Annotated in this window: 12 protein-coding genes, 1 tRNA gene and 2 rRNA genes; 8 read left to right on the top strand and 7 right to left on the bottom strand. The window is 38.9% G+C overall.

Going from position 1 to position 18,392, the window contains the following annotated elements; translation table 11 throughout:
* Window positions 1–44 precede the first annotated feature (44 nt).
* On the bottom strand, window positions 45–1,277 hold the full coding sequence (serA, locus tag A6A10_RS08045) for a phosphoglycerate dehydrogenase (RefSeq protein WP_121124195.1): 1,233 nt from the start codon (window positions 1,275–1,277) through the stop codon (window positions 45–47).
* 18 nt (window positions 1,278–1,295) lie between these two features.
* Window positions 1,296–1,955 (bottom strand): ribose-5-phosphate isomerase RpiA, encoded by a 660-nt coding sequence (gene rpiA / locus A6A10_RS08040; RefSeq protein WP_121124197.1) that lies wholly within the window; start codon window positions 1,953–1,955, stop codon window positions 1,296–1,298.
* 315 nt (window positions 1,956–2,270) lie between these two features.
* Here rpiA and A6A10_RS08035 point away from each other — a divergent pair, with 315 nt between their 5' ends.
* Window positions 2,271–2,534: a GrxA family glutaredoxin gene (locus A6A10_RS08035; RefSeq protein ID WP_121124199.1), complete on the top strand. Its 264-nt coding sequence runs from the start codon at window positions 2,271–2,273 to the stop codon at window positions 2,532–2,534.
* A gap of 57 nt (window positions 2,535–2,591) precedes the next feature.
* Here A6A10_RS08035 and plsB read toward each other — a convergent pair whose 3' ends face one another.
* A complete protein-coding gene (gene plsB / locus A6A10_RS08030; RefSeq protein ID WP_121124201.1) occupies window positions 2,592–5,027 on the bottom strand; it encodes a glycerol-3-phosphate 1-O-acyltransferase PlsB in 2,436 nt (811 codons plus the stop codon).
* Between the two features lie 149 nt (window positions 5,028–5,176).
* On the opposite strand from plsB, the gene lexA reads away from it, so the two are divergent.
* The 3 genes from lexA to recQ all read left to right on the top strand — a co-directional run bounded on the left by lexA (window position 5,177) and on the right by recQ (window position 8,008).
* Window positions 5,177–5,806 carry a transcriptional repressor LexA gene (gene lexA / locus A6A10_RS08025; protein WP_121124203.1) on the top strand — a complete coding sequence of 210 codons (630 nt, stop codon included), beginning with the start codon at window positions 5,177–5,179 and terminating at the stop codon, window positions 5,804–5,806.
* Between the two features lie 67 nt (window positions 5,807–5,873).
* Window positions 5,874–6,185: an iron donor protein CyaY gene (gene cyaY, locus A6A10_RS08020; protein WP_121124206.1), complete on the top strand. Its 312-nt coding sequence runs from the start codon at window positions 5,874–5,876 to the stop codon at window positions 6,183–6,185.
* Window positions 6,185–8,008: an ATP-dependent DNA helicase RecQ gene (recQ, locus tag A6A10_RS08015; protein WP_121124208.1), complete on the top strand. Its 1,824-nt coding sequence runs from the start codon at window positions 6,185–6,187 to the stop codon at window positions 8,006–8,008. The genes cyaY and recQ overlap by 1 nt, the downstream gene beginning before the upstream one ends.
* A gap of 32 nt (window positions 8,009–8,040) precedes the next feature.
* On the opposite strand, the gene A6A10_RS08010 is transcribed toward recQ, so the two are convergent.
* Together A6A10_RS08010 and A6A10_RS08005 are read right to left on the bottom strand one after the other, a co-directional pair.
* Entirely contained in the window at window positions 8,041–8,289 is a 249-nt protein-coding gene (locus tag A6A10_RS08010) for a hypothetical protein (RefSeq protein ID WP_121124210.1), read from the bottom strand.
* Window positions 8,286–9,401, bottom strand: a complete 1,116-nt coding sequence (locus A6A10_RS08005; protein ID WP_121124212.1) for an MBL fold metallo-hydrolase — start codon at window positions 9,399–9,401, stop codon at window positions 8,286–8,288. Before A6A10_RS08005 ends, A6A10_RS08010 begins: the two co-directional genes overlap by 4 nt.
* Window positions 9,402–9,602: 201 nt before the next feature.
* Here A6A10_RS08005 and A6A10_RS08000 point away from each other — a divergent pair, with 201 nt between their 5' ends.
* Complete coding sequence (locus tag A6A10_RS08000) at window positions 9,603–10,430, top strand: SEL1-like repeat protein (protein ID WP_121124214.1); 828 nt, start codon at window positions 9,603–9,605, stop codon at window positions 10,428–10,430.
* 91 nt (window positions 10,431–10,521) lie between these two features.
* Here A6A10_RS08000 and A6A10_RS07995 read toward each other — a convergent pair whose 3' ends face one another.
* Together A6A10_RS07995 and tal are read right to left on the bottom strand one after the other, a co-directional pair.
* On the bottom strand, window positions 10,522–11,853 hold the full coding sequence (locus A6A10_RS07995; protein ID WP_121124216.1) for an anaerobic C4-dicarboxylate transporter: 1,332 nt from the start codon (window positions 11,851–11,853) through the stop codon (window positions 10,522–10,524).
* Between the two features lie 185 nt (window positions 11,854–12,038).
* Window positions 12,039–12,989, bottom strand: coding sequence for a transaldolase (gene tal, locus A6A10_RS07990; RefSeq protein WP_121124218.1), 951 nt, complete (start codon window positions 12,987–12,989; stop codon window positions 12,039–12,041).
* Between the two features lie 448 nt (window positions 12,990–13,437).
* Here tal and A6A10_RS07985 point away from each other — a divergent pair.
* The 3 genes from A6A10_RS07985 to A6A10_RS07975 all read left to right on the top strand — a co-directional run bounded on the left by A6A10_RS07985 (window position 13,438) and on the right by A6A10_RS07975 (window position 18,309).
* Window positions 13,438–14,978 (top strand): 16S ribosomal RNA (locus tag A6A10_RS07985).
* Window positions 14,979–15,074: 96 nt separating this feature from the next.
* A tRNA-Glu gene (locus A6A10_RS07980) sits at window positions 15,075–15,150 on the top strand.
* 257 nt (window positions 15,151–15,407) lie between these two features.
* Window positions 15,408–18,309 (top strand): 23S ribosomal RNA (locus tag A6A10_RS07975).
* Together the 16S and 23S rRNA genes with 1 tRNA gene alongside form the textbook arrangement of a ribosomal RNA operon.
* The last annotated feature ends 83 nt before the right edge of the window (window positions 18,310–18,392 follow it).

The raw sequence follows: 18,392 nt of genomic DNA, 5'->3' as shown, positions 1-18,392 counted from the left end.
TTTTTTGAACTAGTATTGGGGGAATTTATATTTTAGCTGACTAATTAATAAAGTACTCTCGCCCTGATCGTACCATCAATTGCTTTCAAACGTTTTAATGCTTCTTCTGTATTCTCTGATTCCACATCAATAACAACATAACCAATAGCTGGATCAGTTTGTAAGAACTGAGCTGCAATATTTACATCTGCATCAACAAACACTTGGTTAATTTTATTTAAAATACCTGGCTTGTTAGCATGAATATGCAATAAACGTTTTGCACCATGATGCTCTGGTAATGAAACCTCTGGGAAATTAACCGCAGATAATGTTGAACCATTATCAGAATATTTTACAAATTTACTTGCGACTTCAGAACCAATGTTTGCTTGAGCTTCTGATGTTGAACCACCGATATGAGGAGTTAAGATCACATTATCAAACTCACGTAATGGTGATTCAAATGGATCATTAATAGAAGCGGGTTCTTTAGGGAAGACATCTAATGCTGCACCTCTAATTTGACCTGATTTTAATACCTCGACCAAAGCATCAATATCAACTACGGTTCCACGAGCTGCATTAATAATTACTGCACCTTGTTTTACTTTTGGTAAGTTAGTCGCATTTAAAATATTTTTAGTTGAAGCATTTTCGGGAACATGAAGTGAAATCGCATCACTCATTGCCAGTAATTCATCAAGAGAACCAACTTGTTGCGCATTCCCTAATGGCAATTTATTTTCAATGTCATAAAAATAAACTCGCATACCGACAGCTTCGGCTAATATACTCAATTGTGAACCAATATGCCCATAACCAATAATACCTAGATTTTTACCACGAACTTCATTTGCTCCTGCAGCTGATTTATTCCATAGACCACGATGAACCTCAGCATTTGCTTTAGGTACTTGGCGCATTAATAATAGAATTTCACCTAAAGCCAATTCTGCTACAGAGCGAGTGTTAGAGAATGGTGCATTAAATACAGGAATACCTCGTCGTTTTGCTGCTTCTAAATTTACTTGGTTTGTTCCAATACAGAAACAACCAATTGCAATAAGTTTATTCGCATGAGATAGCACTTCCTCTGTTAAAAAAGTACGAGAACGAATACCAAGGAAATGTGCATCTTTTATTGCATCAATCAACTCTTCGCCATCTAAGGCTTTTTTATGATATTCAATATTGGTATAACCAGCTGCTTTTAGTGTATCAATCGCATTTTGATGAACACCTTCTAGCAATACAAATTTAATTTTTGCTTTATCTAATGAAACTTTGTTTGTCATATTATTCCCTAATTTTTACTATTCAATAATTTTGGCACCCTTTGGTGTACCAACAATTGTGACGTTTGCGTAGCGTTGTGCAAAAATTCCATTAGTGACTACGCCTGCAATATTATTAATTGTCTGTTCCATTTTTAATGGTTCTAAGATTTTAAAGTTGTACACGTCTAAAATGACATTACCGTTATCAGTTACGACATTTTCACGGTATTCTGGCGAACCGCCTAATGCAACTAATTGGCGAGCAACGTAAGAACGTGCCATTGGAATAACCTCAACAGGCAAAGCAAAGGTGGAACCGAGAACATCAACTTGTTTACTTGCATCGACAATACAAATAAATTTTTTCGCTAACGAACTTACTATTTTTTCACGAGTTAACGCAGCACCACCGCCTTTAATCATATAGCCTTGAGGGGTAATTTCATCTGCACCATCAATATACACATCTAACCCTGAAACTTCATTTGCATTAAACACTTCAATGCCTTGTTTTTTTAATAATTCTTCCGAATTTTTCGAAGCGGCTACTGCACCTTTAATTTGATGAGCCATTTCCCCCAATGCCTCAATAAAGCAATTTACGGTGGAACCACTACCTACCCCAACAATAGTATCGGGTTTAACATATTTCAATGCGGCACGAGCTGCAATTTTTTTCATTTCTAATTGATCCATAAGCTCTCCCAAAAGCAAACGATTGCTTTAAATTCTAAATATAAATAAGTAAATAAACAAGGTACTAATTTTATTCTCATTAACACCTATAGTCATCACTCTTGCATTATATCAGACTTATTAAATTTAATTTTATAAAAGCTTTTAATTGATTGTAGTAATTGTCTCATTGTTGCTAGTTAATTAAGATTTATTACACATAGTTAGTTTTTAATTATATAATGTCAGGGATAGTCATATCAGAATACGCATACTTCCATATGACTTATGGCAGGGATTTTTGCCAATATTTGATTAATTTAGTAGGAAAATATTATGTTTGTAGAAATTTATGGTCGCCTAACTTGCCCTTATTGTGTTAAGGCAAAAACACTAGCTGAAAAGATGAAAAAGGAATTACCTGATTTTGATTTTGAATTTATTAATATGATTGAAAAAGGTATTTCAAAAGAAGATTTGGAACCTAAAGTAGGCGGTCCTGTTGCAACAGTCCCACAGATTTTCTTGGATAATAAACACGTAGGTGGTTCAACAGATTTTGTTGCTTTAGTCAAAGAAAAATTCGGAATTGAACTTTAGTATAATGAAAAATGCAGAATCTAATGATAGTTTCTGCATTTTTCCTATTAGTTAGTATTATCTTTTATTTTTTTCTATTTCATCTAGTTTAATAGTAACACCTTGGATTGTTTGCTGTATTTCTACAGAAATCAATCCTTGAATAAGCAGTTTGGTATCTTCAACTTTAGATAGGATTGTCTTACCTTCATCATCAAAATAGCCTTGCTCTCTTAGGGTTTTACTAAAGGTAGTAAACAATGCTTTATCGAAGAATTCAGGTGCATTAATACCATGTAAAACAGACATACGTTGAGCGACTGAACGACTTTCTTTTTCCAGATCGTTTCTACTCATTTCTGGTTGCTCAAGCAGAATGCTTAGACTGATATAATAGCGTTGTAACAATTCTCTAATACCTGAAGAATGTAACTGTAGCGTACGTAATCGATGGCGGTTAATTAAAAACATTTCACTTTCATTTTTAATTAAATTTTGTCGAGTAAATTCAGCTAAAATTGCTTCAATATGCTCGCGTATTTGCTCTTTTTTCAAATGTAAGAATAATTCAGCTTTGAGGAAAGGATAAATATGTTTCACGCTCTGCATAATGAGATCTTTAGAAACCGCTTCATGATGCAATATGATGCTAGCCACTAATGATGGTAAGACAAATAAGTGCTGAATATTATTACGATAATACGTCATTAAAATCGCAGACTGGCGGTCAAGGCGAATAATTTCCCCAAAATTATCAGTTTCAGAAATCACACCAGAACGAGGTAATGTCAATACGTGTTCCAATAACTCTTCAGGCGTTTCTGTTGGTAGCGTAATATCTTGTGTATAAGGTACGGCTTGGAATAATTCTATATAACTAGATATTTGTTCAATCAGTTGCTCTTTAGTCACAGAGCGTTGACGCGTTGCGAGTAAAATTGAACCGATTAAGTTTTTCGCATTCACTGCCGCAGCATTATTAATATTTACCATCACCTGATGGGATAATGACTCAACTGCTTCACTGAGCCATTTAGGACGATCCAGATCAAGCGGTGACTTCCAGTCAGGATAATGCGAATTAAGGTAATTATTGACTTGAATCGGTTCGCCAAAATTCACAAAACCTTGACCTAGATTACGGAGTTTTTTGATAACTCGTAATACAAGACCCGCATTTTCTTTTTCTTTTGCCGCACCACGTAATTCCTTCGCATAGGTATCGACTTCTAGAACATGTTCATAACCAATATAGACAGGTACAATACTGATAGGACGAGTTAAACCACGCTGTAAAGCTTGGATTGTCATAGACATCATCCCTGTTTTAGGCTCAAGTAATCGACCTGTACGAGAACGCCCCCCTTCAATAAAGTATTCCACAGAGTAACCACGATAAAAGAGTTCGGCTAAATATTCACGGAATATTGTGGAATAAAGTCGATTGCCTTTAAAAGTTCGACGAATAAAGAATGCGCCCCAACTGCGGAAAAGAGGGCCTGCTGGCCAGAAGTTGAGGTTGATTCCCGCTGCAATGTGAGGGGGTACTAGTCCTTGATGATAAAGAATATAAGAGAGTAGTAAATAATCCATGTGGCTACGATGACAAGGAACATAAACGAGTTCATGTCCTTCTAATGCGAGTTTACGCACTCTCTCAGCATATTGCACATTGATACCCTGATAGAGTTTATTCCAAAGCCAACCTAAAACTCTATCCACAGTACGTAAACTCTCATGTCTAACATGTGCAGCAATTTCATCTAGCATTTTTTCTGCTTCTTTTTGTGCTTTTTCTAAAGAGCTTTTCGGTTTTTTTGCTTCTTCTTCAATAGCATCCAAAATGATAGGGGACTGCAATATTTTGTTAAACATGGCTTGTCTATCAGGAAGTCTAGGACCTGTTGCTGAATAGCGTTGTTTAGCAAAGTGAATTTTTGCAACTCGAGCTAGTTTTTGGGAGATAGCTTCATCACTGCCGTGGTTTTCCTTCATGTTGCGTAATGAAACTGCTTGTGAGAAACGAACAAAATTATCTCGCCCAAACCAAATCATGGTAATAATACGTTGAAATGGTCCTAATAAACGTAATACAGGTAAGCCTTTTTCCTTTCCTGGAGCTCGTCCCCACAGTACAGATACTGGGACAACTTGTACATTTAAATCAGGATTAGAACTATGCAAATCAAGATAACGATAGAACAGTGATTCCGTTTCACTCTTGATTTTCTTGGATTTAAAAAAACGTCGTCCCTCATCTAAGAATGCGTAGCGAGGTAGCGAATGTTCACCAATTTGGTTATTTTCCAATGGATCAGGCAGATTTAATGCTAAACAATTTTTTTGTAAGATTAATAAATCTGTTTGTGATGTATAGGGTAGGATATAAATAATAGGTTGTTGTAAATTTAGTTCTAATTCAATAGTTGGATCTGTCGGAATAGGATGTGATTTTACTAATACCGAGAGTGGTAAATTAAGGAGTTTACGATAAAGCTTCATAAAGCTAGACATATTTGTATCCCTTCAATAATTATTCATAGTTAAATTAGCAATGATTTTACCATAAATTTTATGAATAACATTGATTTTGTTAGTTACAAACAATAGATTACTGTATATAATAACACTATGTCTGTATATAAAAACAGTGAGGGATTATAATGGCACGTCAACACCTAACAGCTCGTCAACAAGAGATATTTGATTTCGTAAAACAATATATCGAAATGACAGGAATGCCTCCAACACGTGTTGAGATAGCTCGTGAAATTGGATTTAAATCTCCTAATGCTGCAGAAGAACATTTAAAAGCATTAGCAAAAAAAGGTTATATTGAAATTTTATCAGGAACTTCTCGAGGAATTAGGATTTTAGTAGAAGAGGATAGTGCTGCAAATGAAGAGGGGTTACCTTTAATTGGCAAAGTTGCAGCAGGATCACCTATTATGGCAATGGAGCATATCGAAAATTATTATCCTATTAATGGTTCGCTTTTTTCACCTTCAGCAGATTATCTTTTAAAAGTACATGGTAATTCAATGGAAAAAATAGGGATTTTAGATGGTGATTTACTTGCTGTTCATCGCACGAGTTCAGCACGTAATGGACAAGTTGTTGTCGCTCGAGTTGATGATGAAGTGACAGTAAAACGTTTAGAAAAAAAATCAAATATGATTTATTTACACCCAGAAAATGATGAGTTAGAGCCTATTATTGTAAATCCTAAAGAGTCTTCTATTGAAATAGAAGGCATTGCGGTTGGGATTATCAGAAGTAATACTTGGATGTAAATTTTATTGAAAATTATTCAAGAAAAATTGAGAATGATCACCTACAAAATATATTAAGAGATAATTAATGAATTTAATTACATTTCATGAAGAAGTTGACAAGGTATGGACTTATATTGAAGAGCAGTTAGATGCTCAAGATGCAGATATTGATACTGAAAGACAAGGTGCCGTGTTTACGTTACATTTTGATGATGATTCGCAAATTGTAATCAATAAACAAGAAGCAATGTTAGAACTTTGGCTTGCAAGTAAATTAGGTGGATTCCATTTTGCTTACCATGATGGAGATTGGGTGAGCTCAGAAGGTCGTTCTTTTTGGACTCATCTAGAAGAAGCCATTGCTCATCACGGTGAAAAAATCTCATTTCATAAGTAATGTCAACCTCAAATCCAAATATTACTGATGCCCAAAATATCTTACAAACGGTATTTGGGTATCAATCTTTTCGGCAAGGACAATTAGAAGTTATTGATGCTATTCTTTCTGGCAAGGATTGTTTAGTCATCATGGCTACTGGTGGCGGAAAATCACTTTGCTATCAAGTTCCAGCTTTGTGTCTGGATGGGATAACATTAGTGATATCTCCTTTGATTTCATTGATGAAGGATCAGGTAGATCAGCTACAAGCTTCTGGTGTTGAAGCTGCATACCTTAATTCAACCCAAACTATTGAAGAGCAACAGCAAGTTGAACAGAAGGCATTATCGGGTCAATTAAAATTACTTTATCTATCACCAGAAAAAGTAATGACATCCAGTTTTTTTCATTTTATTTCACACAGCAAAATCAGTTTGTTGGCGGTAGATGAGGCTCATTGCGTTTCACAATGGGGACATGATTTTCGTCCAGAATATACCCTATTGGGCAGTTTGCGAAAAACGTTCCCGAACGTACCGCTTGTAGCCTTAACCGCCACAGCTGATCCCACAACGCGTATTGATATTATTCAGCATTTAAAATTAGACAATCCTCATACTTATTTGGGCAGTTTTGATCGACCAAATATACGATATACCGTACAAGAAAAATTTAAGCCTATTGAACAATTGGTTAAATTTGTCCTGAGCCAAAAAGGCAAAAGTGGTATCGTTTACTGTAATAGCCGTAAGAAAGTGGAAGATATTACGCAAAAATTAGCGAGCCGAAATGTGAGTGTGATGGGCTACCATGCTGGAATGGGAATGGAAGAGAGAGAAACTGTTCAAAATGCATTTCAACGAGATAATATTCAGGTGGTCGTTGCCACGGTCGCATTTGGAATGGGGATCAATAAATCAAATGTGAGATTTGTTGTGCATTTTGATTTACCAAGAAGTATCGAATCTTACTACCAGGAAACTGGGCGTGCAGGTCGAGATGATTTACCTGCTGAAGCGGTGCTTTTTTATGATCCTGCTGATTATGCATGGCTCAACAAGATTTTGCTGGAAAAGCCTGAGAATGATCAGAGACAAATTGAACAACATAAGTTACAAGCCATAGGAGCCTTTGCTGAGTCACAAACTTGTCGGCGGTTAGTCTTACTTAACTATTTTGGCGAATCACGCCAACATCAGTGTAATAATTGTGATATTTGTCTAGATCCACCCAAAAAATATGATGGATTAGTCGATGCGCAAAAAGTAATGTCGGTTATTTATAAAACAGGACAGACTTTTGGATTACATCACGTCATTGCGGTATTAAGAGGATTAAATCATCAAAGAATTCGAGAACTGGGACAAGATCAGCTCTCAGTTTATGGAATTGGAAAAGATAAATCACAGGAATATTGGATTAATGTCACTCGTCAGCTTATTCATTTAGGCTTTATCCGACAAAATATTGTTAATCATTCTGCTTTACAATTAACGGAAGAGGCTCGCCCTATATTACGTTCAGAAATAGGGCTAGAGTTAGCAATGCCTCGTTTAAGTTTCTCTGCAACTTCTTACATACAGAAACAAGCTGCGGTATCTCGTCGGTATGATAAAGATCTTTTTGCTCGTTTGCGTTTTCTTCGAAAGCAATTGGCGGATCAAGAAAATATTCCACCTTATGCTGTTTTTAATGATGCGACTTTACAAGAAATGGCTGAATTTATGCCAACTACAGAATGTGAATTGTTGGCAATTAATGGTGTAGGTGAGCGCAAACTAGAGCGTTTTGGCGGTGTATTTTTAAATCTGATTAGAGAGCATAAACATAATCGTCAGTAATTTACTAATATTCCCTTGATTTTTCACTTCTCTTATTCTGGGATAATTGGAACCAAAAGGCGACTTAAAATAGTTACTAGCAAAAGAAAAAATATTAGATACTTAAATGTTATAGTCTTTTCAGGAATAAAGGCTAAAATTACTGACAACAAAAATATTACCAGTAATTCTATTAAATTAGCTAAGCTTTGAGCACCGATTCCGAGTGCGGTTAAAAGTATCCACAGCAATGAGGGTAAAAAAATAAGACTAAGTTTTTGCAAAATGATTTTTGTTGTCATGATATTGATTCCCACCAGTTAGTGTAATATTGTTCTGGATTATTAATAATTACTTCTTCGCCAATCATGGGTGTAACAAGCGGTAGATTTACTTCTTTAGCTCTCGCTTTTGCTCTAATGATCGGATCGGTCCAAGGGTGAAGAGCAAGTCTAAAACTGCCCCAATGCATAGGCAGTAATTTTTGTGCTTTTACATCAAGTCCCGCTTGAATACTTTCTTCTGGGATCATATGAACACTTTTCCACATTTCATCATATTGACCACATTCCATAAGAGCGAGATCAAATGGGCCATACTGGTCACCTATTTCTTTGAAATGATCAGAATAACCACCATCTCCACTAAAAAATAGACGTGTTTTGAGAGTTATAATTGTCCATGAACACCAAAGGGTCTCCATATTATTGGAAATTCTTCGCCCAGAAAAATGTTGAGCTGGTGTACAAATTAATTTAATGTCTTTATATGTTATATCTTGCCACCAATCTAATTCCGTGATTTTGTTTTTATCAACCCCCCAAGTTTCTAGATGAGTTCCTACACCTAAAGGTACGAAAAAATGTTCAGTTTTATCTTTTAACTGCTGAATGGATTGGTAGTCAAGATGATCGTAATGGTCATGTGATAAAATAATAGCATCAATCTGAGGTAAATCTGTAATATTGAGTGGTAGTTCCTTATTATAACGATTACTACCCAACCAGTTATGAGGAGCTGCAACCTTAGAAAACATAGGATCTAATAGTATATTCTTCCCTTCAAGTTGTAATAAAAAAGCGGAATGCCCATACCAGAAAAGACGAGATGCTCCTTCATAGTTGGCAATTTCACTAGGATCTAATTTTTTTACGGGTAAATCATGATTAGGTATACCATTAGGTGGTTTTTTAAAGAAAAATCGATAAGCAATTTTTAAGCTGCCAAGTTTACCATCATGGGAAATAGCCGATATCTTTTTATTATGAAAATAACCCTCTTTAAATTGATTTGATTTACTATATAGTTGTTTTCTTTCTTTGGAAATTTTAGCTCCGAAACTAGGATAATATTTTATGAAAACCAGATAAAAGATGATTAGAACAATAATAAATCCAATTATAAAATACAGCATATTAAAATCCTATTTTATTAAACATATAGTCATTGTATCAGTATCATAACTTCACAGTAGGAAGTTTATAGTATGACAAAGCGGTAAGATCAGCAAAATAATTTGCAGATCAAGAATGATTGGAATTATCTATATTGGATTTTAAAAATTGTATTGTATGATAATACTCATGGTTATTTTCTATCAAGTAAGGTCTTTTTTATGTCTTTAAAAAATTTTGCGTTACTCTCTTTTATTGCACTCAGTGTCGTTTCTTGTACAACTACAAGCAGTCTCAATACTTCTAACAAAGAATCAGGTAATCAAGAATATACTGAAATTCAGAAAAATGCAGAACAGGGTAATGCTATCGCTCAGTTTAATTTAGGCGTTATGTATGAGCGCGGGCTAGGCGTTAATCAGGATAATAAAAAAGCTTTTGAATGGTATCAAAAGTCTGCACAGCAAGGCTTAGCAGAGGCACAATCATATCTTGGGGCAATGTACGAAGCGGGTGAAGGTGTAGATAAAAATGAGAAAAAGGCTTTTGAGTGGTATCAAAAAGCCGCAGAACAAGGGCATGCAGCTGCTCAATCAAACCTTGGAGTAATGTATATAAATGGTAAATCCGTAGCTAAAAATCCAAGCAAGGCATTTGAGTGGTTTCAAAAAGCAGCTAAGCAAGGACATGCTGGTGCTCAATTGAATTTGGCTTTAATGTATGTCAATGGTGATGGGATCGCAAAGAACTATAAAAAAGCATTTGAATGGTTGCAAAAATCAGCAAAACAAGGCTTGGCAGAGGCTCAGTTTAATTTAGCTGTCATGTATAAGAATGGTGAAGGTATGGCAGTAGATACTCAAAAAGCTTTTGAGTGGTACAAAAAATCAGCTGATCAAGGCTTTGCTCGAGCTCAGGCTGTGGTTGCCACAATGTATTTCCAAGGAGAAGGGGTAGAGCAGAATATTGCAGAGGCGAAACGTTATTTAACATTATCTTGTGAAAATGGTCTTGAGCTTGCCTGTCAAGCACTTACGCAATTTAACTAACTTGGAAGATGAGATAATTTAAGCGGTAAGATTAGCAAAATAATTTGCAGATCTTACCGCTTGTATTTTCTATTTCTTATGATTTTTATAGTTAAATAATGACTTCCGCTAAGAAAATACCAACAAGACAAGCAACCACTACTCCAATCAAACCGGGCGCCATAAAGCTATGATTGAAATAATATTTACCAATCTTAGTTGTACCAGTCACATCAAAGTTTACTGTGGCGATATCAGATGGGTAATTCGGAATAAAGAAATAACCATAGGTTGCAGGCATTAATCCAATTAATAACGGAGCAGGTAAGCCTAGTGTAATACCGACAGGTAATAACATACGAGCAGTAGCTGCTTGGCTGTTTATTACAACAGAAACGGCAAATAGTGCTAGTGCGAAAGTCCAAGGATATTCATTAACCATTTCTGTAATTCCTGCTTTAAATGATGGCATAGCATATGAGAAATAGGTATCACTCATCCAAGCTATACCAAAAATAGCAATGGCTGCAACCATACCAGACTTAAATACCACACCATTTGGAATTTTTTGTACATCAGTTTTAGTTGCAAGAAGAATAATTCCACCAAATCCAAGCATCAACATTTGGATAACTGCACTCATAGAAATTGGTTTTTCTGCATCTGCAATGGTACGCACTTCTGGAAACATCGCTATAACGACAATAGTTGCTAAAGCAAGTATAAATAGAAGAACAGAACGTTTTGCGGCTGGTGGAAGTTCTTCATCTAATGAAGTACTGGTTGTATTCAGAATGCGTTCACGCCACACAGGGTCCTTTAAGCGACGCTGGTATTCAGGATCATCTTGTAGGTCTTTACCTCTTCTTAAACTATATAGTGAAAGAGCTAATGTACCGATCAATGTTGCTGGAATAGTCACTGCAACAATACTCAACAAGCTAACGTGAGAGAAACCTGGTAATTCAACAATTTGTCCTAAGTAATAGACAACAGCAGCAGAAATAGGGCTTCCTGTAATACCTAATTGAGATGAAACAGATGCAGCAGCCATAGGGCGTTCTGGACGAATATTATTTTTAAGTGAAACATCACCAATAATAGGCATTATTGAATAAACAGCATGTCCTGTTCCAAGCATGAGTGTCATTGTGTATGTGACTAAGGGACCAAGAATAGTTACACGCTTAGGATTACTACGTAAAATTCGTTCAGCAATTTGGAGCATGAATTTCAGTCCACCAGCGGCTTCAAGTACAGATGCACAAGTGACAACAGCTAAGATAATTAACATTACTTCAATAGGAGGAGAGGTTGGCGGCATTCTTAAAATGAAAACTTCAACCATTAGACCTATACCGGAAACAACTCCGAGTCCAATGCCACCATAACGACTTCCTGCATAAAGGAATGCAAGCAAAAGTAAGAATTCAAAATAAAGCATAGTAGTGCCTCCATATGATAAAAATTATCAAATAGATTTTATTGCTTTTTTCTGATCATATATAGAGGTTACATTTAATAATTTTTAAGTAAATCAAATTTCATATAACTATTTATTTTTATAAGAAAAAGAAACCCCGAGAATAGCAATATTCTCGGGGTTTAGAATCTAAATTAGGTTAGCAATTATAATTTTTCTAAAAGCATTGCTTCTAATTTCTCTTGGTCAATCGCAAATTTACGGATACCTTCTGCTAATTTATCAACTGCCATTGGATCTGAATTGTGTTCCCAATAGAACTCAGCTTCAGTCATTGGTGTTGGGCGAGCTTTTACTTCACCAGTAAATGAAAGTTTACGAGGTAATTCAGCATTGCTTTCTTGTAATGCCTTTAATAATGGTGGAGCAATAGTTAAACGATCGCAACCTGCTAATTCAGTAATTTCACCAACATTACGGAAACTTGCACCCATAACTACAGTTTTATAACCATACTCTTTGTAGTAGTTATAAATAGAAGTGACAGAAATTACACCTGGATCTTCTGCTGGTGCATATTCCTTTGTATCAGTATTCGCTTTGTACCAATCTAAAATACGGCCAACGAATGGTGAAATTAAATAAACACCTGCTTCAGCACAAGCACGAGCTTGAGCTTGAGAGAATAATAATGTTAGGTTACAGTTAATGCCTTCTTTTTCTAATTGCTCAGCGGCTTTAATACCTTGCCATGTAGAAGCAATTTTAATTAAGATGCGATCGTTACTGATTCCAGCTGCGTTATATAAGCCAATAAGTTTACGAGCTTTAGCAATGGTCTTTTCTGTATCGTAAGAATAACGAGCATCAACTTCTGTTGAAATTCTTCCTTTTACTACTTTTAAAATCTCTAAGCCAATGTTTACCGCTAATTTATCTTCTGCATCAATAAGCTGTTGAGCTTTATCAGAACTTTGCGCTTTTGCGTAAGCAATCGCATCATCAATTAATGGTACATATTGTGGAAGTGCTGATGCACTTAAGATTAAAGATGGGTTTGTGGTCGCATCTTCTGGTTGATATGTTTTAATTGCATCAATATCACCAGTATCTGCAACAACAACAGTCATTTCACGTAATAAATCTAATTGGTTCATAAAAATCCCCTAATTGTTTAATAAAATTTGGATTAAGTATAGTAACAGAATGTTACCTGAAAACGTTAAACAGGATCAATTCTATGCTCAAAAGAATATTTTGCAAATTATTATTAAAATCTGACCGCTTGTTGATATCAAAATATGCAATAAGAGTTAAATTTCATCAAATAGAGAAAAAATGAAATTTTTTTGCAAAAAGTACTTGTCAGGATGTAATTTTTCTCTATAATACGCCCCACACAACGACGCGCTGTTGTGAATGAGTTCAAAATGCAGTGCGTCGTTATTTTTTGCTCTTTAACAACATATCAGACAATCTGTGTGGGCACTTGTTGATGGTTGATTTTAAAATAAATTTAATTTTGAAGTCTTAATAAGTGTCTATAACTTGAAAATTCATAAAGAATAATAAAGCTAGAAAACAGTTATTGAGCGATTGAACTTTTAATTGAAGAGTTTGATCATGGCTCAGATTGAACGCTGGCGGCAGGCTTAACACATGCAAGTCGAACGGTAACAGGGAAAAGCTTGCTTTTCTGCTGACGAGTGGCGGACGGGTGAGTAATGCTTGGGAATCTGGCTTATGGAGGGGGATAACTACGGGAAACTGTAGCTAATACCGCGTAATATCTACGGATTAAAGTGTGGGACCGCAAGGCCACATGCCATAAGATGAGCCCAAGTGGGATTAGGTAGTTGGTGGGGTAAAGGCCTACCAAGCCGACGATCTCTAGCTGGTCTGAGAGGATGACCAGCCACACTGGAACTGAGACACGGTCCAGACTCCTACGGGAGGCAGCAGTGGGGAATATTGCACAATGGGGGGAACCCTGATGCAGCCATGCCGCGTGAATGAAGAAGGCCTTCGGGTTGTAAAGTTCTTTCGGTGATGAGGAAGGCTATTGTTTTAATAGAACAGTAGATTGACGTTAGTCACAGAAGAAGCACCGGCTAACTCCGTGCCAGCAGCCGCGGTAATACGGAGGGTGCGAGCGTTAATCGGAATGACTGGGCGTAAAGGGTACGCAGGCGGTGACTTAAGTGAGGTGTGAAATCCCTGGGCTCAACCTAGGAATTGCACTTCATACTGGGTCGCTAGAGTATTTTAGGGAGGGGTAGAATTCCACGTGTAGCGGTGAAATGCGTAGAGATGTGGAGGAATACCGAAGGCGAAGGCAGCCCCTTGGGAATATACTGACGCTCAAGTACGAAAGCGTGGGGAGCAAACAGGATTAGATACCCTGGTAGTCCACGCCGTAAACGATGTCGATTTGGGGATTGGGCTATAAGCTTGGTGCCCGTAGCTAACGTGATAAATCGACCGCCTGGGGAGTACGGCCGCAAGGTTAAAACTCAAATGAATTGACGGGGGCCCGCACAAGCGGTGGAGCATGTGGTTTAATTCGATGCAACGCGAAGAACCTTACCTACTCTTGACATCCATAGAAGAACGCAGAGATGTGTTTGTGCCTTCGGGAACTATGAGACAGGTGCTGCATGGCTGTCGTCAGCTCGTGTTGTGAAATGTTGGGTTAAGTCCCGCAACGAGCGCAACCCTTATCCTTTGTTGCTAGCAGGTAATGCTGAGAACTCAAAGGAGACTGCCAGTGATAAACTGGAGGAAGGTGGGGATGACGTCAAGTCATCATGGCCCTTACGAGTAGGGCTACACACGTGCTACAATGGCGTATACAGAGGGAAGCGATATAGCGATATGGAGCGAATCTCAGAAAGTACGTCTAAGTCCGGATTGGAGTCTGCAACTCGACTCCATGAAGTCGGAATCGCTAGTAATCGCGAATCAGAATGTCGCGGTGAATACGTTCCCGGGCCTTGTACACACCGCCCGTCACACCATGGGAGTGGGTTGTACCAGAAGTAGATAGCTTAACCTTCGGGGGGGCGTTTACCACGGTATGATTCATGACTGGGGTGAAGTCGTAACAAGGTAACCGTAGGGGAACCTGCGGTTGGATCACCTCCTTACCAAAGAAATCGACATAGCGAGTGTTCACACAGATTGTTTGATGTAGTAGTAAAAAGACAAAAGACGTTTTTTAACGGAAGACATCTTTAAATGTTGTCCCCATCGTCTAGAGGCCTAGGACATCGCCCTTTCACGGCGGTAACAGGGGTTCGAATCCCCTTGGGGACGCCATTTAAAGATGGCTTTTTTGTCGAGAGATGAATAAGAATTTATCTTAATTGTTCTTTAAAAATTGAGAAACAAGCTGAAAAACTGAAGAGACTTTCAAGTCCGAGAGGATAAGAAGAAGTCTGAGTAAGAATAAAATCTTGTCTGAACAAAAGCAGGCAAGTATTAGTAGACTTGCATAAGCTTTGAGTTTTTTATTGTTATTTAATTATTATTTAATATTAATGATTAAATTGATTTAAAAATACTTGAGGTTGTATGGTTAAGTGACTAAGCGTACACGGTGGATGCCTAGGCAATCAGAGGCGAAGAAGGACGTGCTAATCTGCGAAAAGCTTGGATGAGTCGATAAGAGGCGTTTAATCCAAGATATCCGAATGGGGAAACCCAATAGGTGAAGAACCTATTATTACTGAGTGAATACATAGCTCAGTAAGGCAAACCGGGAGAACTGAAACATCTAAGTACCCCGAGGAAAAGAAATCAACCGAGATTCTGTGAGTAGCGGCGAGCGAAAGCGGAGAAGCCAGTTAGTGATAGTGGCAGAGTTAGGAGAATGAGTTGGGAAGCTCAGCGACACAGGGTGATAGCCCCGTATCCGAAGACCAGGCCATGGTACTAAGCTAACGAAAAGTAGGGCGGGACACGAGAAATCCTGTTTGAAGATGGGGGGACCATCCTCCAAGGCTAAATACTCCTGATTGACCGATAGTGAACCAGTACTGTGAAGGAAAGGCGAAAAGAACCCCAGTGAGGGGAGTGAAATAGAACCTGAAACCGTGTACGTACAAGCAGTGGGAGCAAGTTTATCTTGTGACTGCGTACCTTTTGTATAATGGGTCAGCGACTTATATTTTGTAGCAAGGTTAACTGAATAAGGGAGCCGTAGGGAAACCGAGTCTTAACTGGGCGAGTAGTTGCAAGGTATAGACCCGAAACCCGGTGATCTAGCCATGGGCAGGTTGAAGGTTGGGTAACACTAACTGGAGGACCGAACCGACTAATGTTGAAAAATTAGCGGATGACCTGTGGCTGGGGGTGAAAGGCCAATCAAACCGGGAGATAGCTGGTTCTCCCCGAAATCTATTTAGGTAGAGCCTTGAGCGGACACCTTCGGGGGTAGAGCACTGTTTCGACTAGGGGGCCATCCCGGCTTACCAACTCGATGCAAACTGCGAATACCGAAGAGTGATACTCAGGAGACACACGGTGGGTGCTAACGTTCATCGTGAAGAGGGAAACAACCCAGACCGCCAGCTAAGGTCCCAAAATCTATATTAAGTGGGAAACGAAGTGGGAAGGCTTAGACAGCTAGGATGTTGGCTTAGAAGCAGCCATCATTTAAAGAAAGCGTAATAGCTCACTAGTCGAGTCGGCCTGCGCGGAAGATGTAACGGGGCTAAAATATAGTACCGAAGCTGCGGCATCAGAATTTATTCTGTTGGGTAGGGGAGCGTCGTGTAAGCGGATGAAGGTGAATCGAGAGGTTTGCTGGACGTATCACGAGTGCGAATGCTGACATAAGTAACGATAAAACGAGTGAAAAACTCGTTCGCCGGAAGACCAAGGGTTCCTGTCCAACGTTAATCGGGGCAGGGTGAGTCGGCCCCTAAGGTGAGGCTGAAAAGCGTAATCGATGGGAAACGGGTTAATATTCCCGTACTTGTTATAAGTGCGATGTGGGGACGGAGAAGGTTAGGTTATCAGGGTGTTGGATATCCCTGTTTAAGCCGTTAGGTGGAGAGACTAGGCAAATCCGGTCTCTTATTAAACACCGAGAAGTGATGACGAGACTCTACGGAGTCGAAGTAACTGATACCACGCTTCCAGGAAAAGCCACTAAGCTCTAGCTTATAATAAACCGTACTGAAAACCGACACAGGTGGTCAGGTAGAGAATACTCAGGCGCTTGAGAGAACTCGGGTGAAGGAACTAGGCAAAATAGCACCGTAACTTCGGGAGAAGGTGCGCCGGCGTAGATTGTAAGGGCTTGCCCCTGAAGGTTGAACCGGTCGAAGATACCAGCTGGCTGCAACTGTTTATTAAAAACACAGCACTCTGCAAACACGAAAGTGGACGTATAGGGTGTGATGCCTGCCCGGTGCTGGAAGGTTAATTGATGGTGTTATCGAAAGAGAAGCTCCTGATCGAAGCCCCAGTAAACGGCGGCCGTAACTATAACGGTCCTAAGGTAGCGAAATTCCTTGTCGGGTAAGTTCCGACCTGCACGAATGGCATAATGATGGCCAGGCTGTCTCCACCCGAGACTCAGTGAAATTGAAATCGCCGTGAAGATGCGGTGTACCCGCGGCTAGACGGAAAGACCCCGTGAACCTTTACTATAGCTTGACACTGAACATTGAATTTTGATGTGTAGGATAGGTGGGAGCCTATGAAGTAGGAACGCTAGTTTCTATGGAGGCGTCCTTGAAATACCACCCTTTAACGTTTGATGTTCTAACGAAGACTGCGGAACGTGGTCTCGGACAGTGTCTGGTGGGTAGTTTGACTGGGGCGGTCTCCTCCCAAAGAGTAACGGAGGAGCACGAAGGTTTGCTAATCACGGTCGGACATCGTGAGGTTAGTGCAATGGTATAAGCAAGCTTAACTGCGAGACAGACAAGTCGAGCAGGTGCGAAAGCAGGTCATAGTGATCCGGTGGTTCTGAATGGAAGGGCCATCGCTCAACGGATAAAAGGTACTCCGGGGATAACAGGCTGATACCGCCCAAGAGTTCATATCGACGGCGGTGTTTGGCACCTCGATGTCGGCTCATCACATCCTGGGGCTGAAGTAGGTCCCAAGGGTATGGCTGTTCGCCATTTAAAGTGGTACGCGAGCTGGGTTTAGAACGTCGTGAGACAGTTCGGTCCCTATCTGCCGTGGGCGTTGGAGAATTGATTGGGGCTGCTCCTAGTACGAGAGGACCGGAGTGGACACATCACTGGTGTTCCAGTTGTCTCGCCAGAGGCACTGCTGGGTAGCTACATGTGGAAGAGATAAGTGCTGAAAGCATCTAAGCACGAAACTTGCCAAGAGATGAGTTCTCCCTGACTATAAGTCAGTAAGGGTTGTTGGAGACTACGACGTAGATAGGTGTGGTGTGTAAGCGTTGTGAGACGTTGAGCTAACACATACTAATTGCCCGAGAGGCTTAACCATACAACCTCAAGTGTTTTTTCGAAAAAAACTATAGAGAAAACATAAGAGAGTATGAAGTTTACTAAGAAAAGGTACACAGACTG

It is taken from the genome of Otariodibacter oris (genome assembly GCF_009684715.1).
Lineage (GTDB): Bacteria > Pseudomonadota > Gammaproteobacteria > Enterobacterales > Pasteurellaceae > Otariodibacter > Otariodibacter oris.
Note: the sequence above shows the minus strand (reverse complement) of the source record. Positions and strands in the feature narration are given on the sequence as shown.

Excerpts from the sequence above, each read along its gene's own strand:
- serA (WP_121124195.1), bottom strand. The coding sequence starts at position 1,277 with ATGACAAACAAAGTTTCATTAGATAAAGCAAAAATTAAATTTGTATTG.
- rpiA (WP_121124197.1), bottom strand. The coding sequence starts at position 1,955 with ATGGATCAATTAGAAATGAAAAAAATTGCAGCTCGTGCCGCATTGAAA.
- A6A10_RS08035 (WP_121124199.1), top strand. The coding sequence starts at position 2,271 with ATGTTTGTAGAAATTTATGGTCGCCTAACTTGCCCTTATTGTGTTAAG.
- plsB (WP_121124201.1), bottom strand. The coding sequence starts at position 5,027 with ATGTCTAGCTTTATGAAGCTTTATCGTAAACTCCTTAATTTACCACTC.
- lexA (WP_121124203.1), top strand. The coding sequence starts at position 5,177 with ATGGCACGTCAACACCTAACAGCTCGTCAACAAGAGATATTTGATTTC.
- cyaY (WP_121124206.1), top strand. The coding sequence starts at position 5,874 with ATGAATTTAATTACATTTCATGAAGAAGTTGACAAGGTATGGACTTAT.
- recQ (WP_121124208.1), top strand. The coding sequence starts at position 6,185 with ATGTCAACCTCAAATCCAAATATTACTGATGCCCAAAATATCTTACAA.
- A6A10_RS08010 (WP_121124210.1), bottom strand. The coding sequence starts at position 8,289 with ATGACAACAAAAATCATTTTGCAAAAACTTAGTCTTATTTTTTTACCC.
- A6A10_RS08005 (WP_121124212.1), bottom strand. The coding sequence starts at position 9,401 with ATGCTGTATTTTATAATTGGATTTATTATTGTTCTAATCATCTTTTAT.
- A6A10_RS08000 (WP_121124214.1), top strand. The coding sequence starts at position 9,603 with ATGTCTTTAAAAAATTTTGCGTTACTCTCTTTTATTGCACTCAGTGTC.
- A6A10_RS07995 (WP_121124216.1), bottom strand. The coding sequence starts at position 11,853 with ATGCTTTATTTTGAATTCTTACTTTTGCTTGCATTCCTTTATGCAGGA.
- tal (WP_121124218.1), bottom strand. The coding sequence starts at position 12,989 with ATGAACCAATTAGATTTATTACGTGAAATGACTGTTGTTGTTGCAGAT.